Source organism: Caballeronia sp. INDeC2, assembly GCF_023631325.1.
GTDB lineage: Bacteria > Pseudomonadota > Gammaproteobacteria > Burkholderiales > Burkholderiaceae > Caballeronia.
This window is the reverse complement of record NZ_JALQDG010000010.1, coordinates 65,491-86,643: the sequence shown is the minus strand read 5'-3', so window position 1 is coordinate 86,643 and position 21,153 is coordinate 65,491. Positions and strand designations below refer to the sequence as shown.

Genomic DNA, 21,153 nt, shown 5'->3' with positions numbered 1-21,153 from the left:
CCGCTCCCATGACTCAAGACGAACTCAAGCAACTCGTCGGCCAGGCCGCCGCCGACTACGTGAATGCGAACGTGCCGGAAGGCGCGATCATCGGCGTCGGCACCGGATCGACGGCGAACTGTTTCATCGACGCCATCGCGAAGTCCAAGGTGCGTTATCGCGGCGCGGTGTCGAGTTCACTCGCGACCACCGCGCGGCTCGAATCGCACGGCTTCGAAGTCTTCGATCTGAACGACATCGAGACGCTCTCGATCTACGTCGACGGCGCCGACGAAATCGATGCGAGCGGCGCGATGATCAAAGGCGGCGGCGGCGCGCTCACGCGCGAGAAAATCGTCGCGTCGGTGGCGGACGTGTTCGTGTGCATCGCCGATGCGAGCAAGCGCGTGCCGGTGATGGGCACGTTCCCGCTGCCCGTCGAAGTCGTGCCGATGGCGCGCACCGCGATCGGCCGCAAGCTCGCGGCGCTCGGCGGCGTGCCGATCGTGCGCGTGACGAAGGACGGCTCGCCTTACATCACCGACAACGGCAACGAAATCATCGACGTGAAGGGTCTCTTCATCACCGATCCGCGCGCGCTCGAAGCGCAGATCAACGCGTGGCCGGGCGTCGTCACGGTCGGGTTGTTCGCGGCGCGCGGCGCGAATATCTGTTTGCTCGGCACAGAAAAGGGCGTAGAACGGATCGACTACAAGTAAAAAACAAAGCCCGGCGATGCGAGTGCGTCACCGGGCTTTCGATCAATACGCGTTGCGTCCGATGAATCCCTTGAACATAGTCATCGCGACGATCTTGATGTCGAACCAGAACGACCAGTTGTGGATGTAGAACAGGTCGAACTTTACGCGGCTCTGCATCTTCTCCACTTTTTCCGTGGCGCCGCGATAGCCGTTCACCTGCGCCCAGCCCGTGATGCCCGGCTTGATGCGATAGCGGAACATATAGCCGTAGACGAGATCCTTGTAGAGATCGTCGTGCTCTAGCGCATGCGGGCGCGGGCCCACGACCGACATATGCCCGAACAGCACGTTCAGGAATTGCGGCAATTCGTCGAGACTCGTGCGCCGCAGAAACGCGCCGACCTTCGTCACGCGCGGATCGTTGCGCGTCGCCTGCGTTACGTGGCCGGTGTTCTCCCGGTGCACGCCCATCGAACGGAATTTGTAGATGCGAAACGGCCGTCCGTCCGCGCCTTTGCGATGTTGCGTGAAAAACACCGGACCCTTCGACGTCGTCTTCACGGCGATCGCGATCGCGATCAGCAACGGCGATAGCGCGAGCAGCGCGGTCGCCGCGAACAGGCGGTCGAAGAGCAGCTTAGGCCACATCTGCAAGCTGCCGACCGGGGACGTCGTCAGGTTGATGGTCGCGAGCCCGGCGACATCGGTCATCGAGTGATTGAAGAGCGAGATGCTGCGCGTGTCGGGAATCAGCCGCAGATTCACGAAGTCGTGCCGCAGCGCATGCACGAGGCGGTAGATCGTGTGCTCCTGCGATAGCGGCAGCGCGAGCCACACTTCGTTGATGCCTTCGGCGCGCACTTTGTCGACGAGATCGTCGAAGTCGGTCAGCACGGGCAAACGATTGCCGCCGTTGCCGATTGCCGTCGTCGGGGCGCTGACGCCGCCGCCGCTCGCTTGGAGTTCCGCGTCGCCGGTCGTGTCGAGCACGCACACGGGCGTGAAGCCTTGCTCGGGCGTGCTGCCCAGATGGGCGAGCAAGGTTCGCGAGAACCCCTGTGCGCCGACGATCGCCACGGTGCGCTGGTTCAGGCCTCGTCCGCGCATCAGGCGCAAGGCCGAATACGCCAGCAGTTTCGCCGCGATGATGAGCGCGCCGGAAATGAGCGTGGAATAAGCGAACCATAGCCGAGACACGGCATCCATGCGATGCAGCGTGAATGCGAGCAGCAGGCCCGCCGCGACCACCGCCATCCACGCAAGCGTGACGCGCGCCAGCATCATGGCGAACGGCTTGCCACGCCAGGTGTCGTACACGCCGAACGCAGGGAAGAGCAGAAGCGCAAGCGCGGAGTTGAACGCGATCAGAAGCCTTTCGATATCGCTGAAATCGAGCGAGGAAAAGCGTACGTCATGCGCGATCAATCCGCCCGCAATGATGAGAAGGACATCCAGACAACGTGCCAGCCATGCAAACAAGTCGTGATTTTTTTCTTGCATTAATCCAAGCCGTTAAACGCTAGAGGCCGATGCCGCCTCGGTTGCACGAAGACGCGGGAGCAGACGGTCGAACTCGCGCTTGACGAGCCCGTAGCACTCGCAGGCGCGGGCTTCGAGTCCTTCGCGATCCACGACCTTGATGCAGCCGCGGCTGTGATGAATGAGACCCGCGTCGTGAAGTTTGCCCGCCGCTTCGGTCACGCCTTCGCGGCGCACACCGAGCATGTCGGCGATCAGTTGCTGCGTGACTTGCAGCTCGTTTGACGCGGTGCGATCGATTTCGATCAGCAGCCAGCGGCAAAGTTGCTTGTTCAACGAGTGATGCCGGTTGCACGCTGCCGTCTGCGCGACCTGCGTAAGCAGCGCTTGCATGTAGAGCAACATGAGGCGGCGCAGGAAGTCCGAGCGGCCGAACTGCTCGCGCAGCGCTTGCGCGCTCATGCGATAGGCGAAGCCCGGGCACTGCACTTGCACGCGCGTCGGCATCGTTTCGCCGCCGGTCAGCACGGGCACGCCCGTCATGCCTTCGCGTCCCACGGCGGCGATCTCGACCGAGCCGCCGTCTTCCATCGTGTGCAGGAGCGAGATGATTGCGGTGGTCGGAAAATACACGTGATGAATGCGTTGGCCCGAATCGCAGAGCAGTTGTTCGGTGCGCAGTTGTACGAGTTCGAGATGCGGTGTGAGCGCCTGCCATTCGTGCGCCGGAAGTGCGCCCAGAAGATGATTGCCGTGGAGGTCGGACTGGAGGGTCAGCATGATTTGTTCTCTCTCGTGACTCGCGCGTTGCGCTTCAATTTTTATTTACTGGCATGAGCGTTTTCGATTTGTCGCGTCGCGACCGTCGATGAAGCATCCCACCAGCCCCGTAGCCGCCCGTTTCACGCGTGAATTGATTTTCTTGTTTGCGCTGATTCGGGTTGCGCGTTTCTATTAGCGAGGACCGTGCCAATCCGAGCAATCGCAATGCTGGCGGGGCCTCACAACGCATGCGCTTTTCGTGATGCAGCGCAGCGCGGCATTTTTGTTTCAGTCTTGAACATCGGTGGTCTTAGGAATGCGCGCGGGCACCATGAGTTTCATCAGCGCAATCCCCTCGAATGGCGGTTCAGGCTTCATCGACCACCGTGCGACAGGCCTCACACGTCGACATCCCTTCGACAGCACACCTGCTTTCGTAGGGACAATAAAAAATGATTCATCCGTGTTCCATGAGCTTCGTGGTCAATCGAACGCGCGTTAATTTCGTTAGCGCTTGATTCCCCGCGAAGCCATTCCACATAAGGCTTCGCGGGCAGGCGGAAAAGTCTGCCGTGAGAGGTTGCGAGAAGCGGAAACATTGCGCCGATCGCACGGCATCGAAATTCGGCGTGCTATCGCTCGCGCTTCGGCGCGCGAGAAGCGCTTATCCAGGCGTGGAATAGCCCACAGAAGGCTTGCAGCGAGCCGTACGACACAGTGAGCAATGGCCGTTCGCCGTAAATCGTTTGCGCGTGTTTCATCGGACCAGTGCTTTCGGATACATCTGTACGGAACTGAACGAGGTGCCCCGAAATGTTTCATTGGGGACATTTTCATGCGGAACCGATTTAGGCGCGCGAAATGACCGTCGCCGCAATTGCAGCGAATACATAACGCGGTCACGCGATGGTGATAACCGAACGTAAGCGAATGAAAAACCCCTTGAATCAGCGGCTCAAGTATGTTTTTCCGGCGCGCGTTTGCTTATACAAATCGACGCGTATTCGGTGCTGATCGATCAGCACACGATATTCGCAAGAGGAGGAATGACGCGTTCATACGCGTCTTCGATGGCGTCGAACGATGCATCGCAAGAGTCGTGACGCCCACGCGAAAGCGCACGCGCGAGGCGGCATTGCATGACCATCGTTTCGCTCGCGATCTTGCGCGCGCCCGCATGCGTCTGAACGGGAATATCGAAGCCTTGCTCGCGCATCCATTGCAGATAATGCGCGAGCAGTTCGAAGTTCGCGCCGAGCTGCCTCATCACGTTGAACGCATAGAGACGCGCATACGATTCGCCGCGCGCGATCATCGTATCGACATGCTCGGGAAAAGCCGCGCGCCAACGCGTGATGGGGTTATGCATCGGGCGGCGCAACAGATGCGCGCACAGCGCATCGGCCGACACTTCGGCGAGCGGCGTGCCCGACACCGCATCCCGCACACGCTTGACGAATTCGACGTGCGGAAAGAGCGCCGGCTGCGGCGTGACGTGCGCACATAAAACGCCGTCGTAATCGTCGCCGTCGAGAAGGTGATAACCCGTGTGATGAAAGTAGCCGAGACGCCGCGCATCGGGATCGATCACATCGATCCCGATGGTCGTCTTCGCGTGCTCGCGGTGATATGAAACCGAGCGCATGTCGGGCAGAAAGAACGCATCCACTTCGACGAGCACGATGTTCGCGCGGCGCGTCTGCACGAGCGCGCGCTCTTCGAGCGAATCGAACACGGAAAGCTCTTGCACTTGCAGGCCGTAAAGCTTTTCGATGTCGTCGAGCGGCAGTTTGCCGAGCGTGAACTGATCGGCTTCGAAGTCCTGAGCGACGGTGAACGCGAGCGCGGCGCGCGGTTCGAGCCCATTGCCGTGCAGGATTTCAATCCATAGATCGACGGGCGCGACAGCTTCGCGCCAGATGCGCTCGCCGCGATGCAGCGCATGCGCATGATGACGCCGCGCGCGCATGCGCAAAGGATCGAGCGACACGACGCGGGAACGACTTGCGCCTGAATCCGTCACACCGCTCGTATGGAACGCGCTCATGCTGAAACCTCGGGCCGGGAGGGCCGGCGTTCGATACCGCGTGCGCGTGCGAGCGAGTGTCCTTTTCGTTGTGCGTCTCTGTCGCGTTCGATGGCGGTATGCATTGTGATTTTCCCATGAAGGTGCCGTATTACGCGAGCGCTATCGACGTCATGCGTACGCGCGCGGCGGCCCCCATCGAAGGGCTGTCGCGTGGTCGTTTCGGTCGTCGGGCAGGCGTCTTTTCCCCGGGACGCCTTCTTGCGTGTGGTCGAGCTTATTTGAAAGGCGCGCGAGGCCTGGGTCGGTGCGATGGCGCACTGATTTCAGGCGGGTCGGCACGTAACGTTCAATCGTCGCAACGCCGGTTATTGCCGGTAAAGCATGGAGATAATCGATGAACTGGAAAACCCTGGATTTCGAACAACTCACTGCGCGTGAGCTTTATTTGATTTTGCGCGCGCGCAGTGCGGTGTTCGTCGTCGAACAGTCGCACGTCCATCTCGATCCGGATGGCCGCGACGAAACCGGCATCCATGTGTTCGCCGCCGAAGACATGAGCCGTTCGATGCCCGTGCTCGCCTATGCACGCATTCACGAAGGCGATGCGGAAGATCCGGAGGTCGTGGTGGACAAGATCTTGACGAGCCCGCTGCGCCGCGGCGACGGCACCGCGCACGCGCTGATCGAACGCGTGCTCGCGGTGACCGCCGAGCGCTGGCCCGGCCGCGGGGTGCGCCTGAGCGCGCCCGTCAGCCTGCGCGGCTTTTATGAGGCGTTCGGCTTTCGCAAGACCGAAGGCCCGTTTCTCGAGCATGGCATGCCCTTCATCGGTCTGACGAGAAAGAGCCGGCCGCCGCGCGAGCCGCAGTTCGTGCCAAGTGATAACGCCACCACGTACGAATTGCTATAAGCGCTTCCAGAAGCGCGCTGCATGCGCGATACAGCAATCAGCGACACGGAGGAATGGACCGTCGGGGCATCGAGGCAAGAACGACGCAAGAACGACGCAATAACGAAGCGCGTCCTCGAACAATAAGATCGACGCCGCCGGCACGTACCGGCGAGCGTAAAAGAACAAGCCTATCTCATGCGAATAGTCCATCTCGCCAACCACGCGCAGACGATCGGCAACGGCAGCGTCAACATGATGGTCGATCTCGCCTGCATGCAGGCGCGCCTGGGTCAGGACGTCGTGGTCGCATCGTCCGGCGGCGGATTCGAGCCGCTCTTGCGCCGTCACGGCATCCTGCATATTCCCTTGCAGCAATCGCGGCAGCCGTGGCGCGTGCCTTCTATGATCGCGGGCTTCAATCGTCTCATCGATCGTTTCGATCCCGACGTCGTTCACGCGCACATGATGACCGGCGCGCTCATTTCGCGTTTCGGCAGCATGCGGCGCCGTTTCGCGCTCGTGACCACGGTTCATCATGAACTGCAGAAAAGCGCATCGCTCGTGCGCGCGGGCGATCGCATGGTGGCCGTGAGCCGCGCGCTCGCACTGGATCTGGAGGCGCGCGGCATCGATCCCGCGCGCATGTCGGTCGTGCTCAACGGCGCCGTCGGCGCGCCGCGGCTCGTCACCCGGCCCGCCGCGAGGCCGGTGAGGCTGAGGCATCCGAACATCGTATGCGTGGCGGGCATGTATCGGAGGAAAGGCATCGCGGACCTTCTGCAGGCGTTCGCGCGCGTGCGCGAGCAGTCCGCGAGCGAGCGGGAGTTCATGGCCGAGCCGCATCTGTATCTCGTCGGCGATGGCCCCGATCGCGCGTCGATGGAAGCGCTCGCGGCCGAACTCGGCATTGCGGAGCTCACGCACTTCGCCGGCTTCGTCGCAGATGCGCGGCCGTATCTCGCGGGCGCGGATATCTTCGCGCTGCTGTCGCGCGAGGATCCGGCGCCGCTCGTGATCGCCGAGGCGCGCGAGGCCGGCTGCGCGATCGTCGCGACGCGCGTGGGCGGCATTCCCGAACTGCTCGACGACGGCGCGGCGGGCGTGCTCGTGCCCGCGGGCGATATCGAACAGGCGGCGGCGAAACTGCGCTGGCTCCTGCTCGACCGGCAGGCACGCGGCCAACTCGCGGCGCGCGCGAGGCAGAACTTGCAGCAACACTCGGTCGAAAGAGTGTGTAGTGAGTACATGGCGATCTATCAGCACACGTTCGCGGAGCGTGAAGCGATGACCCGCCGGCAGATCGCGCTCCATGCGCGACGGCCCCGGACGACAGATGGCGCGATTTAAGCATAGCGCTGACAAATCCCCGCGCTTGCGCCGTGCCACGGTACTTTCGTCCATACCGTCCGATCATACAAAAGGACCATGCCAGCGGCCTTCCGTTCGCGTTCGCACAGAACGCCTACGAGATGCTTGCTCAAATGAGTGCATGATCGGTCCGAGGAGAAAAGGGCCGAAAAAAACGCACACACCGCGCTGCGACGCCGCCATTCTTCAGTTTCCCTGATGAATGCCTGCGCGCGCGCGGCGCGAGCGCAGCAGACGCACGCGAAAGCGGAAGAAAGAAAAAAACGAAATATCGATATCGAGGTCAGAGGGATTACCCTGTCAGGAATTTCCCAACTGGCATTCGAAGCAACGAAGACGCAACGTATCTAGCACGACGAATGGACCTGTCGGGAACTCGTCGTGCCTTTCGCAGCCCGGGAACGGCGAAAGCGATGCGCTCATACATACGGCTACGGAACAGGCGAGAAGGGGAGAAGCGAGATGGATGACAACAAAGAGCGATCGCTGGTGGCGAAGGTCATGGACGGACTGGTCTCCGGCATCGTCGAGCAAAAATATGGCGCGATACTGCCACCGCAGGACATCCTCTCGAAGGAGTTCGACGTGAGCCGCACCGTCATGCGCGAGGCGCTCTCGATGCTGCTCGCGCGCCACATGCTGGACGTGCGGCCGAAAACGGGCACACGTATTCGTCCGATGAGCGACTGGCGTCTCATCGACGAGGACGTGGTGAGCTGGAGATTTCGCGCCAAGCCGGATCAGACTTTTCTTCGCGATGTAATCGAATTCCGCATGCTCATCGAGCCGCGCGCGGCAGCGCTGGCCGCGGTGCGCGCGACGCCCGACGAGATCGCCGGCATCCGCGACGCGTTCGACGCGCTCTCGCGCCTGCAAGTCGGCGAGCCGGAGTACCAGGCGGCCGACGAGGTGCTGCACACGCGCATCGTCGCGGCGAGCGGCAACCAGTTCTTTCGCCAGATGACGGCGATCGTGCGCGGCGCGCTGGTGACGGTCAATCCGATCGTCGACGGCATCGAATCCGTGCGCGAGGCGACGCTCGCGGCGCAGAAGAGCGTCGTCGAGGCGATCGAGGCGAAGGATTCCGCCGCCGCCGAATCCGCGACGCGCGCGCTCGTCGATCTGGCCGCGGAAGAAGTGGGCCGCGCGTTCTCGCTGGAACGCGTGAACAGCCAGCCCGCCGCGCCGAACGTGAACGCGTCCGCGGGAGTGTGACGTCTTCGGAAGCGCGTTAGTCGACGATTATCGAGCCTCAAGCACGGAGCCGGGACATGTCCCGGCTTTTTGCCGTCTGCGCGCCCCGCGCGAATTCGCCATCCGACGCAATCAGGCACAATGCGTCGCACGACGAACATGGCGCATGGAGGCAGGATTGACCGACACGAACATCGACGCAACAACGATACGCTGGGGCACCGTCGGCGCGGGACGCATCGCGCGGCGCTTCGCCGACAGCCTCACGCATGTGAAGGACGCGCGGCTCGCGGGCGTCTGGTCGCGCCGTCCCGAACCGGCGCGCTCGCTCGCTGACGCATTCGATGCGCGCGCCTTCGACGACTTCGACGCAATGCTCGAACACGTCGATGCGCTCTACATCGCGACCTTGCAGGACAGCCATCCGGATTACGCGTTGCGCGCTTTCGCGGCGGGCAAGCCCGTGCTGTGCGAAAAACCCGCCGCCGTGAACGCGCGCGATCTGCAGCGCATGATCGACGCGGCGCGCGCGGCGAAGCTGCTTTTCATGGAAGCGATGAAGCCGCCGTTTTATCCGCTGTATCGCCGCATTCGCGAGCATCTGGAGCGCGATCCGATCGGCGAAATCGGGCTCGTGCGCGCGGGTTGCTCGATGGCGAACGTGCCGCTCGATCATCCGTCGTTCTCGCTCGAAGCGGGCGGCGGCGCGCTGCTCGACATCGGCATCTACGAGGCGTTTCTGGCGGTCGACTGGCTAGGCGAGGCGCTCGACGTGCAGACGATCGGGCGGATCGGGGCGACCGGCGTAGACGTGTTCGCGAGCCTGAACGTGCGGCACGAACGCGGCATCGCGCAATTGTTCTGCGGGCTCGATCTGCAAGGCCGCGGCGATGCGCTCATCGGCGGCACGCTCGGCACGGTGACCATCCACGAGAATTGGTGGAATCCGGCGCGCGCGACGATCGCTTACACGGACGGACGCAAGGTCGAGCTCGACGAGCCTTTCGCCGGCGGCGGCCTGAACTACGAAACCGCGCATTTTTGCGAGCTATTGCGCGCGGGCGAAACCGAAAGCCCGGTGATGCCGCACGCGATGTCCATGCGCATGATCGCGATCATCGACGCCGCGCGCCGCGATCTGAAGCTGCGCTTTCCCTTCGAGACGGACTGATACGAAAAAGCCGCTTTTCAGCGGCTTTTTCTTAATGTCGTCCCGGCAGCGCGAGACGCCGCTCGAAAATCCGCTGCACGAATTCGAGCACGCTGCACAGAATCCAGTAGACGAACGCCGCCGCGAGATAGAGCGGCAGCGGCTGATAGGTCGCCGCGATCACTTCCTGCGCGCTGCGCAGCAACTCGGTGACGGTGATCACCGAGACGAGCGACGTGTCCTTGATCAGACTGATGAGACTGTTCGACAAGCTGGGCACCGCGATGCGCAGCGCCTGCGGCCCGATCACGTAGCGCAGCGTCTGCGCGCGCGAGAGCCCGAGGCTATAGGCCGCGAGCCACTGTCCGGCGTGGATGCCGAGAATCGCGCCGCGCATGCTTTCCGAGAGATACGCCGCGACGTTCGCCGACAGCGCGATCACGCCCGCGGGCGTCGGTTCGAGCGAGATGCCGAGACTCGGCAGGCCATAGTAGATGACGAAAATCTGCACGAGCAGCGGCGTGCCGCGCATTACGCTCACGTAGACGCGCCCGATCGCGACGAGTGCGCGATTCTGGCTAATGCCCATCAACGCCAGCACGACGGCCGCGATGAGGCCGAAGAACATCGAGTAGAGCGCGAACTTGATCGTCAGTAGCGCGCCTTGCGCCAAAACGGGCGCCGATTGAACGAGCAGGGATGTCGTGGACATGGACGGGGGAGCGTGAAAGTGCCGGCGTGGCGAATCGAAAAATTCGGCACATCATAAACCGGCGAGAAAAAAGCGAAGGGCGGCACCGTCGAACGATGCCGCCCTGAAGCGCTGAAAGCGCTGACTTACTTCGCGGGCTTCGTCACGTCGATGCCAAACCACTTGTCCGAAATCTTCGTGAAGGTGCCGTCCGCTTCGAGCTGGGTCATCGCGTCGTCGATCGCCTTCGCGAATTTCGGATTGCCCTTCTTGAACGGAATGCCCGACGGATTGCCCGCGCCGACGTTCGCGCCCGTGCGCAGCGGCAACTGCGAATTCTTCAGCAGATACGCGAGCATCAGGCGGTCGTTGAGCGCCGCGTCGAGACGGCCGGCGGCGAGGTCGCGCAGATACTCCGGCGCGCCCGGATACGTCTTCACGTCGATGCCCGGCACCGACTTCGCCATGTCCATGTAGTTCGTGCCGAGACCGACGCCGAGCTTCTTGCCCTTCAGTTCGTCGAGCGTCTTGAACTCGCGCTTGTCGTCCGAACGCTGGATCAGCTGCGCGTTCGAATACGTGTATGCCGGCGAAAAATCGAGCGTGGCCTTGCGCGCATCGGTGATGCCGACCTGGTTCACGATCACGTCGAACTTGCCCGCTTGCAGGCCCGCGATGATGCCGCTCCATTCGGTCGTGACGAACTCGGGCTTCACGCCGAGCTTGGCTGCGACGGCCTTGGCGATATCGACGTCGAAGCCGACCAGTTCGCCGTTCGGCGCTTTCGAGTTGAACGGCGGGAACGTGCCTTCCAGGCCGACGCGCAGCGTGCCGCGCTGCTTGACCTGATCGAGCAGATCGTCGGCGTGCGCGGCGGTGGTGACGGCGGTGAATGCCGCGCCGATCAGGCTGACGGCGACGAGCTTCTTTAGCGTGGACAGTTTCATCGTGTTGTTTTCCTCTTGATGGGCACAGCGTCTTTTTTAGATGCGGCGATCATAGTGAGAATGCAATCGGCGCGTAATATCGTTTGCTCATGTCTATATGCGGGATCGGCTCAGTCACGCGAGCGCTTCGACGCATTCCCGGACGAGCGCCGGACCGCGATAAATCAGCCCCGTATAGATCTGCACGAGCGACGCGCCCGCCGCGAGCTTCGCGCGCGCGTCCTCGCCCGAGAAAATCCCGCCCACGCCGATGATCGGGACATCCGTTCCGACTTCCGCGCGCAGCTTGCGGATCACCTCGTTCGATGCGTCGAAGACCGGCCGACCCGAGAGGCCGCCGGCTTCGTCGCCGTGCTTCATGCCCGTTACGGCGGTGCGCGAGAGCGTCGTGTTCGTCGCGATCACGCCGTCGATCTTGTGCGCGAGCAACGTGCCGGCGATCGACTTGATTTGCTCGTCGTCGAGATCGGGTGCGATCTTTAGCGCGAGCGGCACCAGCTTGCCGTGCAGGTCGGACAGGCGCGCCTGCTTCTCCTTCAGCGCGCCCAGCAGCGAATCGAGCTCACCCGCGCCCTGCAACTGCCGCAGATTCTTCGTGTTCGGCGACGAAATGTTGATCGTCACGTAGCTCGCGAACGGATAGACACGCTCCAGGCAGTAGAGGTAGTCCTCGGCGGCGCGCTCGATCGGCGTATCGGCGTTCTTGCCGATGTTCAGCCCCAGCACGCCGCGATAATGCGCCGCCTTCACGTTGGCGACGAACTGATCGACGCCGCGGTTGTTGAAGCCCATCCGGTTGATGAGCGCGTTCGCCTCCGGCAGCCGGAAGATGCGCGGACGCGGATTGCCCGGCTGCGCGCGCGGCGTCACGGTGCCCACTTCGATGAAGCCGAAGCCGAGCGCGGCGAGCCCGTCGATGCACGCGCCGTCCTTGTCCAGCCCCGCCGCGAGGCCGACCGGATTGCGGAACGTGATGCCCATGACGGTGCGGGGCGAATCGGGGCCGCGTTTGGCGAGCATGCCGGCGAGTCCGGTGCGGCCGGCGGCGCCCAGCATGCGCAGCGTCAGGTGATGAGCGTCTTCCGCGTCCATCTTGAAGAGATGCGAACGCGCGATCGGGTAGAGGGAACTGAACACGAAATGAAAGCCGGCGACGGCGGATTTTTTTAAGACCGCTATTTTAGCGGCTTTGGACGGCGCGCCGGTCGGGCTGTGCCGGGGCTGCTTCGGCGGCTACTTCGGCCGCTACTTCGGCTGGCCCGGAGCGTGGATGCGCCCGGGCATCGGCAGCGTGCCGGCGGACTGCGTGGTCGCGGGATCGAGCAGCGTCCAGCGTCCATCGATCAGGCCTTCCAGCGGCCGGAAATTCGCCTTATAGGCCATCTTCTCGCTTTGGCGAATCCAGTAGCCGAGATAGACGTGCGGCAGGTCGAGGCTCTTCGCCTGCTCGATCTGCCAGAGAATGTTGAAGGTGCCGTAGCTCGTCTTCGGCATGTCCGGCTCGAAGAACGTGTAGACCGACGACAACCCGTCGCCGAGGATGTCGATCATGCTGATCATGCGCAGCACGCCGGGCGTGTCCGCTTGCGCGGGATCGACGGGCTCGCGGAACTCGACGAGACGCGAATTGATCCTGCTCTGCAGCAGGAACTGCTCGTACTGGTCGCGGCTGTCGCGATCCATGCCGCCGCCCGCATGCCGCGCCGACTGATAGCGCATGTAGAGCGCGTAATGTTCTTCGTCGTAATGCAGCGGCGCGACGCTCGCCACCAGATTGCCGTGCTGCTTCCACACCCGCCGCTGCGAGCGGTTCGGCACGAAACGCGCGACCGGCACGCGCACCGGCACGCAGGCGCGGCAGCCGTCGCAATACGGACGATAGGTGAAGACGCCCGAACGCCGGAAACCGGCCTTGACGAGTTCGGTGTAGACGTCGGAGTTGATCAGATGGCTCGGCGTGGCGACCTGCGAGCGCGCGACGCGCCCTTCCAGATAACTGCAAGGGTAGGGCGCTGTTGCATAGAATTGCAGCGCTGAAAGCGGTGACAGCGGCAGCTCGTTCGGATGTGTCACGTTGGCGGCTCTCGCAGGCGTCGTCTCGTCGTTGCCGACCGGCGCGGATTGCACTTATTGCGCGCGCGGCGGCTGCAGTTCGTATGTCGCTCGGGGCGTCGCGCGAAGCGTTCAGCCTGCCAGCACGTCGAGAAGGACGGATTTGTCGAAGCGCCAGCCGATCGCCGGTTCCGCCGTGGCCCGCCGGAGATGCGCCACGAACGCGCGGCGTGCGATCTCACGGCCGCCCAGCGACGCCAGATGCGACGTGTTCTGCTGGCAGTCTATCATCTCAATTTGATTGCGGCGCAAGTGTCCGACGAGCGCCGCGAGCGCGATTTTCGACGCATCGGTCTTGTGGGCGAACATCGATTCGCCGAAGAACATGCGCCCGAACGACACGCCGTAAAGCCCGCCGACGCGCACGCCGTCGTACCACGTCTCGACGCTGTGCGCGCTGCCTGCGCGATGCAAGGTGGTGTACGCATCCACGATGTCCGTGGTGATCCACGTGCCGCGCTGGCCGTCGCGCGGGGTGTCGGCGCAGGCGCGCATCACGGCGGAAAAATCGTCGTCGACGCGGATTTCCCACACCGGATCGCGCACGACGCGCTTCAAGGTCTTGCGCAGCGAATCCGACACCTTGAACTCGGCCGGAAAGAGCACCATGCGCGGGTCGGGACTCCACCACAGCACGGGCTGACCGTCCGAATACCACGGGAAGATGCCGCGCCCGTAGGCGTCGATGAGCCGTGACGGCAAGAGATCCGCGCTCGCGGCGAGCAGGCCCGGCGCGTCGCTCGCCGCGCCGAGCGCGCGCTCGACGGGCGGGAAGGGATCGTCGTCGGCGAGCCAGGGAACCATGTTCTCGGGTGAGCAGCGTCTTGTGTAATCGAAAAGCGTTGCGATCAGCCGTCGCGCAGCGTACGGAAGATGTCGCCCGTGTGCAGCGTGAAGTTGCCGGCGGCGCGATCGGCGAAGAAAAAGCGCAGCGTCTGGCCGACCGTCGGGAACGCGATCTCGTCCCACGGAATCTCGCTTTCCTCGAAGAGCTTCACTTCCAGACTTTCCTCGCCGGGATCGACTTCGATATCGAGCAGCCGCGCGAGGTAGAAGAGATGCACCTGATGCACGTGCGGCACGTTGAGCAGCGTGAAGAGGCTCTGAATCTCGACGCGCGCGCCCGCTTCCTCGAGCGTTTCACGCGCGGCGCCTTCGCTCGTCGTCTCCTGCATTTCCATGAAGCCCGCGGGCAACGTCCAGTAGCCGTAGCGAGGCTCGATCGCGCGGCGGCACAGCAGCACCTTGTCGTCCCACACCGGCACGGTGCCCACGACGTTGCGCGGGTTCTGGTAGTGAACGGTGCCGCAGTTGTTGCAGACAAAGCGCTCGCGGTTGTCGCCGGGCGGAATGGCGAGGCCGACCTCGTGGCCGCAGACGGAACAGAATTTCATGGAAATGGACGTGGGAAGTGTGCTGCGAGTGTATCACCGCGTCGCGGCCGCTTTGGGGCGCTGCTCTTACGCTCGAACGGTTCGCGGCATCGGTCCCGCCGCATGATTGGCTCGCCTTGTGCCGAAAGTGCGACGCCTGCCTTCTCGCTACAATAGTTGACCAGAATTGCAGTGTCCTCTTTCACGATCGGGGCGCCTCGCGCGCCCGAAGCGAACTCCATGTCATCCACGCCAGCCGCTTCCAGCCGTCCTCCGATGCTCGCCACTGCCGACGCGCTCGGCCGTTTGCTCGACGCCGTCCGTCAGGTGGAGGGCCGCGAGCGCGTCGACACGCTCGACGCGCTGAACCGCGTGCTCGCCGCCGACGTGACTTCGCCGCTCGACGTACCGCCGATGCACACCAGCTCGATGGACGGCTACGCGGTCCGCGCCGCCGATCTCGCCGGTGCGAGCGAAGGCGCGCCCGTCGCATTGCCGGTGTCGCAGCGCATCCCGGCGGGCCACGCGGCCGAACCGCTCGCGGCGGGCACGGCCGCGCGCATCTTCACCGGCGCGACGGTGCCGCCCGGCGCGGATGCCGTCGTGATGCAGGAAATGGCGCGCGTGGCGGAAGATGGGGACGACGGGCGCGTCGCGTTCGCGCAGACGCCCGCCGCGGGCGAGTGGATCACGCGACAAGGCGCGGATATCCAACGCGATTCGGTGATTCTGCCCGCGGGCACGCGCCTCACGCCGCAAGCGCTCGGGCTGGCGGCATCGGTGGGTTGCGCGCAACTCGATGTCGTGCGGCGCGTGCGCGTCGCGATTTTCTTCACCGGCGACGAACTGCGCATGCCCGGCGAGCCGCTCGAACCCGGCGCGATCTACAACTCGAACCGCTTCACGCTGCGTGCGCTGCTCGCGAAGCTCGGCTGCGAAGTGACGGATCTCGGCATCGTACCGGACCGGCTCGACGCGACGCGCGAGGCATTGCGGCGCGCGGCGACCGATCACGATCTAATACTCACGTGCGGCGGCGTGTCGGTCGGCGAGGAAGATCACGTGAAGCCGGCGGTTGCGGCCGAAGGGCGCATTTCGATGTGGCAGATCGCGATGAAGCCGGGCAAGCCGCTCGCGTTCGGCGCGGTGCGGCGTGGCGATGAAGGAAGCGAGGCTTTTTTCATCGGCTTGCCGGGCAATCCGGTGTCGAGTTTCTGCACGTTCTTGCTCTTCGTGCGGCCGTTCCTGCTGCGTCTTGCGGGCGTGAAGAACGTCGCGCCGCGCGTCTACTCGATGCGCGCCGACTTCAGCCAGAAAAAAGGCGATCGCCGCAACGAATTCCTTCGCGCGCGCGTGAACGAGTCGGGCGGGCTCGATCTCTTCGGGAATCAAAGCTCGGCCGTGCTGACATCGACGGTCTGGGGCGACGGTCTCATCGACAATCCGCCGGATCATGCAATCAGCGCCGGGGAAATCGTGCGCTTCATCCCATTTTCAGAACTGATATGAAAGTCGAACTGAGGTTTTTCGCGAGCGTGCGCGAGGCGCTGGGCGTCGCGAACGAGACGGTCAGCGTGCCTGACACGGTAGTCAATGTCGGCGACGTGCGCGCCTGGCTGCGCATGCGCGGCGGCGTATGGGAAGAGGCGCTCGCCGAGGGCCGCGCGTTGCGCATGGCGTGCAATCACGTAATGACGAACCCGTCGCAGCGCATCACCGAGGGCTGCGAGGTCGCGTTTTTCCCGCCGGTCACGGGTGGCTGACATGTCGACGCATTCCAAAATCCGCGTGCAGGAAGCCGATTTCGACATCGGCGCGGAAGTCGCCGCGCTGCGCGCCGACAATCCGAAGGTCGGGGCGGTCGCGTGTTTCGTCGGCACGGTGCGCGATCTGAACGAGGGCAGCGCCGTCGAAACCATGGAGTTGGAGCATTACCCCGGCATGACGGAAAAATCGCTCGAAGCGATCGCCGATCAGGCGCGAGAGCGCTGGCGCGGCTCGGACGTGCTGATCGTGCATCGCGTGGGGAAGCTCAAGCCGCTCGATCAGATCGTGCTCGTCGCGACGACGGCGATGCATCGCGCGCAGGCGTTCGAATCGTGCGCGTTCGTGATGGACTATCTCAAGACGCAAGCGCCGTTCTGGAAGAAGGAAAAGACCGAGGCGGGCGAACGCTGGGTCGACGCGCGCGAATCCGACGATGCGGCCGTCGCACGCTGGCAGGGCGATCGGTCCTGATCCGCGTTACTTGTCGTCGGCGGATGTGCCGATGAATTTCGCCGGAAACGGCTCCGCGTCCGGACGCTCTGGAAAGCGTGGTTCGGGCGCGCCGCCCGTGCGCTGGCGCTTGAGCGCCGCAAGCAAATCCTGCTGCTCGGCGGGGATTTGATAATCCCAGCCAAACTTGCTGAGTTGCAGGCTCTGCGCGATACGCAGCGCCGGTTCCATGAACTGCACGGCGGCGGCCGGTTCGTAGCGCGACTCGACGGTGTTCAGAAACAGCGACAGCCAGCGCGCGAAGTGGCGCGGCTCGATATCGTCGATCGGACGATGGGCTTCCTGAACATTCCCCCTGTATTGCTTCGACCCGAGCACGAGGCTCGACCAGAAGGTCGTCATCTTGGCGAGATGCTCGTCCCAGCGTCCCGCGAGCGCGCGCGAGAAGATCGGGCCGAGCAGCGGATCGTCGTCGACACGGCGATAAAAGGCTTCGACCAGTGCGCGGACGTTGGCTTCGCTGGGTTCGCGCTCGCGCGGCGCGTCGGTGGCGGGGTGTTCGGTGTTCATCGTCGATCTGCGAAACAAAGGGAGAGTAGATCAGATATTTTGCTGACGAAGCATATCAAGATGACGCAGAATGGTGCTTTCCTGCTCGGGCGGCAGTCGTGTGCCCTGAGTTGTCCGAATCGCATGAGCGTTCGGTCGCGGCGCCCCAACAGCGCCGATGCACGTCAGCCCCGTCGATCCGGGACATCGTTCCTGTTCTTGCGCGGATTGTTTGACGCGACGCGCGTTCCGTCAAATCACCGATGCGCCTTTGCATCCAACTCTATTCGCGCGACATCATGCGACTCACCGATTACACCGATTACTCGCTGCGGGTTCTGCTGTATCTCTGCGTTCGACCTTCGGGCCTGTCGACGATTCAGGAAATTTCGGATGCATACGGCATCTCGAAGAATCACTTGATGAAGGTCGTCCAGCAGTTGGGCGAGCTCGGCTGGGTCGAGACCGTGCGCGGCCGTAATGGCGGGCTGCGGCTCTCGTCGCAATCGCGCGATCTCACGATCGGCGACATCGTGCGCAAGACGGAGAGTGATTTCGCGCTCGTCGGTTGCTTCGCGGACCAGGACGACGCCACGCGCCGGCCATGCGTGATCCAGCCGAATTGCCGCCTGCGCGGCGTGCTCGCGGCGGCGCGCGATGCCTTTCTCGCCGAACTCGACAAGCATACGGTCGGCGATCTCGCGCATCCGGCGAACGAACTCGCGCGGCTGCTCGGTATCGTCAGCGTCGTGCCGGTTCCGGCGGGCGCCTTCGTGCCGCAGCGCGCGTCGTCCTGATTCGCCGACGCGTCACACGCTGAACGAAACCCGAACGCCGCAGTCAATTGTGAGCTTGGTGACGGCCGAGGCCGTCATTGTCGAAAAACAAAAAACGCACTTATTGAGCGAAAGCGTGCTTGAAAGTGACAAAAAGCGCCTCATTTTGGTCGTATTCAGAATTGGAGCTTTCAAAAAATGAGAATCGACAAACTCACCACCAAATTTCAGGAAGCGCTGTCCGACGCTCAAAGCCTGGCGGTCGGTCGCGACAATCAGTACATCGAGCCGGTGCATCTGCTCGCGGCGCTCATCGCGCAGCAGGACGGCTCCGCGCGCTCGTTGCTGTCGCATGCGGGCGTGCAGGTTCAGGCGCTGCAGACATCGCTGAACGAAGCGATCAACCGTCTGCCGCAAGTTCAGGGCACGGACGGCAACGTGCAAGTGAGCCGCGAGCTCGCGGGCCTGCTCAATGCCGCCGACAAGGAAGCGCAGAAGCTCAACGACACGTACATCGCGAGCGAGATGTTCCTGATCGCCGTCGCGGACGACCGCGGCGAAGCGGGCCGTCTCGCGAAGCAGCACGGCCTGTCGCGCAAGGCGCTCGAAGCGGCGATCAACGCGGTGCGCGGCGGCGCGCAGGTCAATAGCCAGGACGCGGAAAGCCAGCGCGAGGCGCTCAAGAAATACACCGTCGATCTGACCGAGCGCGCCCGCGCGGGCAAGCTCGATCCGGTGATCGGCCGTGACGACGAGATTCGCCGCTCGATCCAGATCCTGCAACGCCGCACGAAGAACAATCCGGTGCTGATCGGCGAGCCGGGCGTGGGCAAGACGGCGATCGTCGAAGGGCTCGCGCAGCGTATCGTCAACGGCGAAGTGCCGGAAACGCTCAAGGGCAAGCGTGTGCTGTCGCTCGACATGGCCGCGCTGCTCGCAGGCGCGAAGTATCGCGGCGAGTTCGAGGAGCGCCTGAAAGCGGTGCTGCACGACATCGCGAAGGACGAAGGCCAGACGATCGTCTTCATCGACGAAATTCATACGATGGTCGGTGCGGGCAAGGCCGAAGGCGCGATGGACGCGGGCAACATGTTGAAGCCGGCGCTCTCGCGCGGCGAGCTGCACTGCATCGGCGCGACCACGCTCGACGAATATCGCAAGTACATCGAGAAGGACGCGGCGCTGGAGCGTCGTTTCCAGAAAGTGCTCGTCGATGAACCCTCGGTGGAAGCGACCATCGCGATCCTGCGCGGCTTGCAGGAAAAGTACGAGCTGCACCACGGCGTCGAGATCACCGATCCGGCGATCGTCGCGGCGGCGGAGTTGTCGCATCGCTATATCACGGACCGCTTCCTGCCGGACAAGGCCATCGATCTGATCGATGAAGCCGCGTCGCGCATCAAGATGGAAATCGATTCGAAGCCCGAAGAGATGGACAAGCTGGACCGCCGTCTCATTCAGTTGAAGATCGAGCGCGAAGCCGTGAAGAAGGAGAAGGACGAAGCGTCGCAGAAGCGGCTGCAACTGATCGAAGAGGAAATCGACCGGTTGAACCGCGAGTATTCCGATCTCGAGGAAATCTGGACTGCCGAAAAAGCCGCCGTGCAGGGCAGCGCGCAATTGAAGGAAGAAATCGAGAAGGTGCGCGCGGACATCACGCGTTTGCAGCGCGAAGGCAAGCTCGAGAAAGTCGCCGAGTTGCAGTACGGCAAGCTGCCCGAGCTCGAAGCGCGTCTGAAGCAGGTGACGCAGGCCGAATCGCAGGAGCAGAACAATCCGACGCGTCCGCGCCTTTTGCGCACGCAGGTCGGCGCGGAGGAAATCGCGGAAGTGGTGTCGCGTTCCACCGGCATCCCCGTGTCGCGGATGATGCAGGGCGAGCGCGAGAAGCTGTTGCAGATCGAAGCGAAGCTGCATGAGCGCGTGATCGGCCAGGACGAGGCGATCGGCGCGGTGGCGGACGCGATTCGCCGTTCGCGCGCGGGGCTGTCCGATCCGAATCGCCCGTATGGCTCGTTCCTGTTCCTGGGTCCGACGGGCGTCGGCAAGACCGAACTGTGCAAGGCGCTCGCCTCCTTCCTGTTCGATTCGGAAGATCATCTCATCCGCATCGACATGAGCGAGTTCATGGAGAAGCATAGCGTCGCGCGTCTGATCGGGGCACCGCCGGGATACGTCGGCTATGAAGAAGGCGGTTATCTGACCGAAGCCGTGCGCCGCAAGCCGTACAGCGTGATCCTGCTCGACGAAATCGAGAAGGCGCACCCGGACGTGTTCAACGTGCTCTTGCAAGTGCTCGACGATGGCCGCATGACTGACGGCCAAGGTCGCACCGTCGACTTCAAGAACACGGTGATCGTGATGACGTCGAACCTCGGTTCGCAAGTCATTCAGGGCATGGTCGGTGAGCCACAGGAGCAGGTGAAGGACGCCGTCTGGGAAGAAGTGAAGCTGCACTTCCGGCCGGAATTCCTGAACCGTATCGACGATGTCGTCGTGTTCCATGCGCTCGATCGCACGAACATCGAGTCGATCGCGAAGATTCAGCTGGAGCGTCTGCGTGAACGTCTCGCAAAGCTCGACATGCAGCTCGAAGTGTCGGATGCGGCGCTCGGTCAGATCGGCAAGGTCGGCTACGATCCGCTGTTCGGCGCGCGGCCGTTGAAGCGTGCGATTCAGCAGGAGATCGAGAATCCGGTCGCCAAGCTAATACTCGCCGGGCGTTTCGGGCCGAAGGACGTCATTCCGGTCGATGTGCGGGAAGGGAATTTCGTGTTCGATCGCGTCGTGCATTAAGGCGCGAAGGGTCGTCGCGGATGCGGGACGACCGTTCATACGAAAGGGCAACGAAGCGATTCGTTGCCCTTTTTTTCGTTCGCTCGAAACGCGATCCCAAAAGCAAAAGCCCCGCACGGCGGGGACTCCTGCGGGGCT

At 63.3% G+C, this 21,153-nt stretch carries 20 protein-coding genes; 10 read left to right on the top strand and 10 right to left on the bottom strand.

Annotation, left to right across the window (positions count from 1 at the left end; translation table 11 throughout):
* Nucleotides 1-8: 8 nt before the first annotated feature.
* Nucleotides 9-698 (top strand): ribose-5-phosphate isomerase RpiA, encoded by a 690-nt coding sequence (rpiA, locus tag NCS28_RS08005; protein WP_250513319.1) that lies wholly within the window; start codon nt 9-11, stop codon nt 696-698.
* 42 nt (nt 699-740) lie between these two features.
* Here the strand turns inward: rpiA and NCS28_RS08000 are convergent, their stop codons facing one another.
* The 3 genes from NCS28_RS08000 to NCS28_RS07990 form a co-directional block, all read right to left on the bottom strand.
* Nucleotides 741-2,159, bottom strand: a complete 1,419-nt coding sequence (locus tag NCS28_RS08000) for an undecaprenyl-phosphate glucose phosphotransferase (RefSeq protein WP_250513391.1) — start codon at nt 2,157-2,159, stop codon at nt 741-743.
* A gap of 33 nt (nt 2,160-2,192) precedes the next feature.
* Nucleotides 2,193-2,939: a Crp/Fnr family transcriptional regulator gene (locus NCS28_RS07995; protein WP_014191659.1), complete on the bottom strand. Its 747-nt coding sequence runs from the start codon at nt 2,937-2,939 to the stop codon at nt 2,193-2,195.
* Between the two features lie 1,000 nt (nt 2,940-3,939).
* Nucleotides 3,940-4,968: a DUF1839 family protein gene (locus NCS28_RS07990; RefSeq protein WP_250513318.1), complete on the bottom strand. Its 1,029-nt coding sequence runs from the start codon at nt 4,966-4,968 to the stop codon at nt 3,940-3,942.
* Nucleotides 4,969-5,344: 376 nt separating this feature from the next.
* Between NCS28_RS07990 and NCS28_RS07985 the strand changes: the two genes are divergently transcribed.
* From NCS28_RS07985 to NCS28_RS07970, 4 genes are all read left to right on the top strand, one after another.
* The gene (locus tag NCS28_RS07985; protein WP_250513317.1) at nt 5,345-5,860 is read left to right on the top strand and encodes a GNAT family N-acetyltransferase; all 516 of its coding nucleotides are present in this window, start codon (nt 5,345-5,347) and stop codon (nt 5,858-5,860) included.
* A 177-nt stretch (nt 5,861-6,037) separates the two neighbouring features.
* Nucleotides 6,038-7,189 (top strand): glycosyltransferase family 4 protein, encoded by a 1,152-nt coding sequence (locus tag NCS28_RS07980; RefSeq protein WP_250513316.1) that lies wholly within the window; start codon nt 6,038-6,040, stop codon nt 7,187-7,189.
* A 483-nt stretch (nt 7,190-7,672) separates the two neighbouring features.
* Nucleotides 7,673-8,425, top strand: coding sequence for a FadR/GntR family transcriptional regulator (locus tag NCS28_RS07975; protein WP_250513315.1), 753 nt, complete (start codon nt 7,673-7,675; stop codon nt 8,423-8,425).
* A gap of 145 nt (nt 8,426-8,570) precedes the next feature.
* Nucleotides 8,571-9,575, top strand: a complete 1,005-nt coding sequence (locus NCS28_RS07970; protein WP_250513314.1) for a Gfo/Idh/MocA family protein — start codon at nt 8,571-8,573, stop codon at nt 9,573-9,575.
* 31 nt (nt 9,576-9,606) lie between these two features.
* Here the strand turns inward: NCS28_RS07970 and NCS28_RS07965 are convergent, their stop codons facing one another.
* From NCS28_RS07965 to NCS28_RS07940, 6 genes are all read right to left on the bottom strand, one after another.
* Nucleotides 9,607-10,266, bottom strand: a complete 660-nt coding sequence (locus NCS28_RS07965) for an amino acid ABC transporter permease (RefSeq protein ID WP_250513313.1) — start codon at nt 10,264-10,266, stop codon at nt 9,607-9,609.
* 125 nt (nt 10,267-10,391) lie between these two features.
* Nucleotides 10,392-11,192 carry a cystine ABC transporter substrate-binding protein gene (locus NCS28_RS07960; RefSeq protein WP_250513312.1) on the bottom strand — a complete coding sequence of 267 codons (801 nt, stop codon included), beginning with the start codon at nt 11,190-11,192 and terminating at the stop codon, nt 10,392-10,394.
* 114 nt (nt 11,193-11,306) lie between these two features.
* Entirely contained in the window at nt 11,307-12,329 is a 1,023-nt protein-coding gene (locus tag NCS28_RS07955) for a quinone-dependent dihydroorotate dehydrogenase (protein ID WP_250513311.1), read from the bottom strand.
* A gap of 108 nt (nt 12,330-12,437) precedes the next feature.
* Nucleotides 12,438-13,265: an arginyltransferase gene (locus NCS28_RS07950; RefSeq protein WP_250513390.1), complete on the bottom strand. Its 828-nt coding sequence runs from the start codon at nt 13,263-13,265 to the stop codon at nt 12,438-12,440.
* A gap of 111 nt (nt 13,266-13,376) precedes the next feature.
* Nucleotides 13,377-14,108 (bottom strand): leucyl/phenylalanyl-tRNA--protein transferase, encoded by a 732-nt coding sequence (gene aat / locus NCS28_RS07945; protein ID WP_250513310.1) that lies wholly within the window; start codon nt 14,106-14,108, stop codon nt 13,377-13,379.
* A gap of 44 nt (nt 14,109-14,152) precedes the next feature.
* On the bottom strand, nt 14,153-14,698 hold the full coding sequence (locus NCS28_RS07940) for an NUDIX hydrolase (RefSeq protein WP_035501055.1): 546 nt from the start codon (nt 14,696-14,698) through the stop codon (nt 14,153-14,155).
* Between the two features lie 255 nt (nt 14,699-14,953).
* On the opposite strand from NCS28_RS07940, the gene NCS28_RS07935 reads away from it, so the two are divergent.
* The 3 genes from NCS28_RS07935 to moaE are packed head-to-tail and all read left to right on the top strand — an operon-like array spanning nt 14,954 to nt 16,915.
* Entirely contained in the window at nt 14,954-16,186 is a 1,233-nt protein-coding gene (locus tag NCS28_RS07935; protein WP_350029780.1) for a molybdopterin molybdotransferase MoeA, read from the top strand.
* On the top strand, nt 16,183-16,440 hold the full coding sequence (moaD, locus tag NCS28_RS07930; RefSeq protein WP_062262081.1) for a molybdopterin converting factor subunit 1: 258 nt from the start codon (nt 16,183-16,185) through the stop codon (nt 16,438-16,440). Before NCS28_RS07935 ends, moaD begins: the two co-directional genes overlap by 4 nt.
* Before the next feature lies 1 nt (nt 16,441).
* Nucleotides 16,442-16,915 carry a molybdopterin synthase catalytic subunit MoaE gene (gene moaE, locus NCS28_RS07925; protein ID WP_250513308.1) on the top strand — a complete coding sequence of 158 codons (474 nt, stop codon included), beginning with the start codon at nt 16,442-16,444 and terminating at the stop codon, nt 16,913-16,915.
* Between the two features lie 6 nt (nt 16,916-16,921).
* Here moaE and NCS28_RS07920 read toward each other — a convergent pair whose 3' ends face one another.
* Nucleotides 16,922-17,464 carry a group III truncated hemoglobin gene (locus NCS28_RS07920; protein ID WP_250513307.1) on the bottom strand — a complete coding sequence of 181 codons (543 nt, stop codon included), beginning with the start codon at nt 17,462-17,464 and terminating at the stop codon, nt 16,922-16,924.
* A gap of 278 nt (nt 17,465-17,742) precedes the next feature.
* Between NCS28_RS07920 and NCS28_RS07915 the strand changes: the two genes are divergently transcribed.
* Both NCS28_RS07915 and clpB read left to right on the top strand, forming a co-directional pair.
* Nucleotides 17,743-18,240: an Rrf2 family transcriptional regulator gene (locus NCS28_RS07915; RefSeq protein ID WP_250513306.1), complete on the top strand. Its 498-nt coding sequence runs from the start codon at nt 17,743-17,745 to the stop codon at nt 18,238-18,240.
* A gap of 177 nt (nt 18,241-18,417) precedes the next feature.
* On the top strand, nt 18,418-21,015 hold the full coding sequence (clpB, locus tag NCS28_RS07910; protein WP_250513305.1) for an ATP-dependent chaperone ClpB: 2,598 nt from the start codon (nt 18,418-18,420) through the stop codon (nt 21,013-21,015).
* The last annotated feature ends 138 nt before the right edge of the window (nt 21,016-21,153 follow it).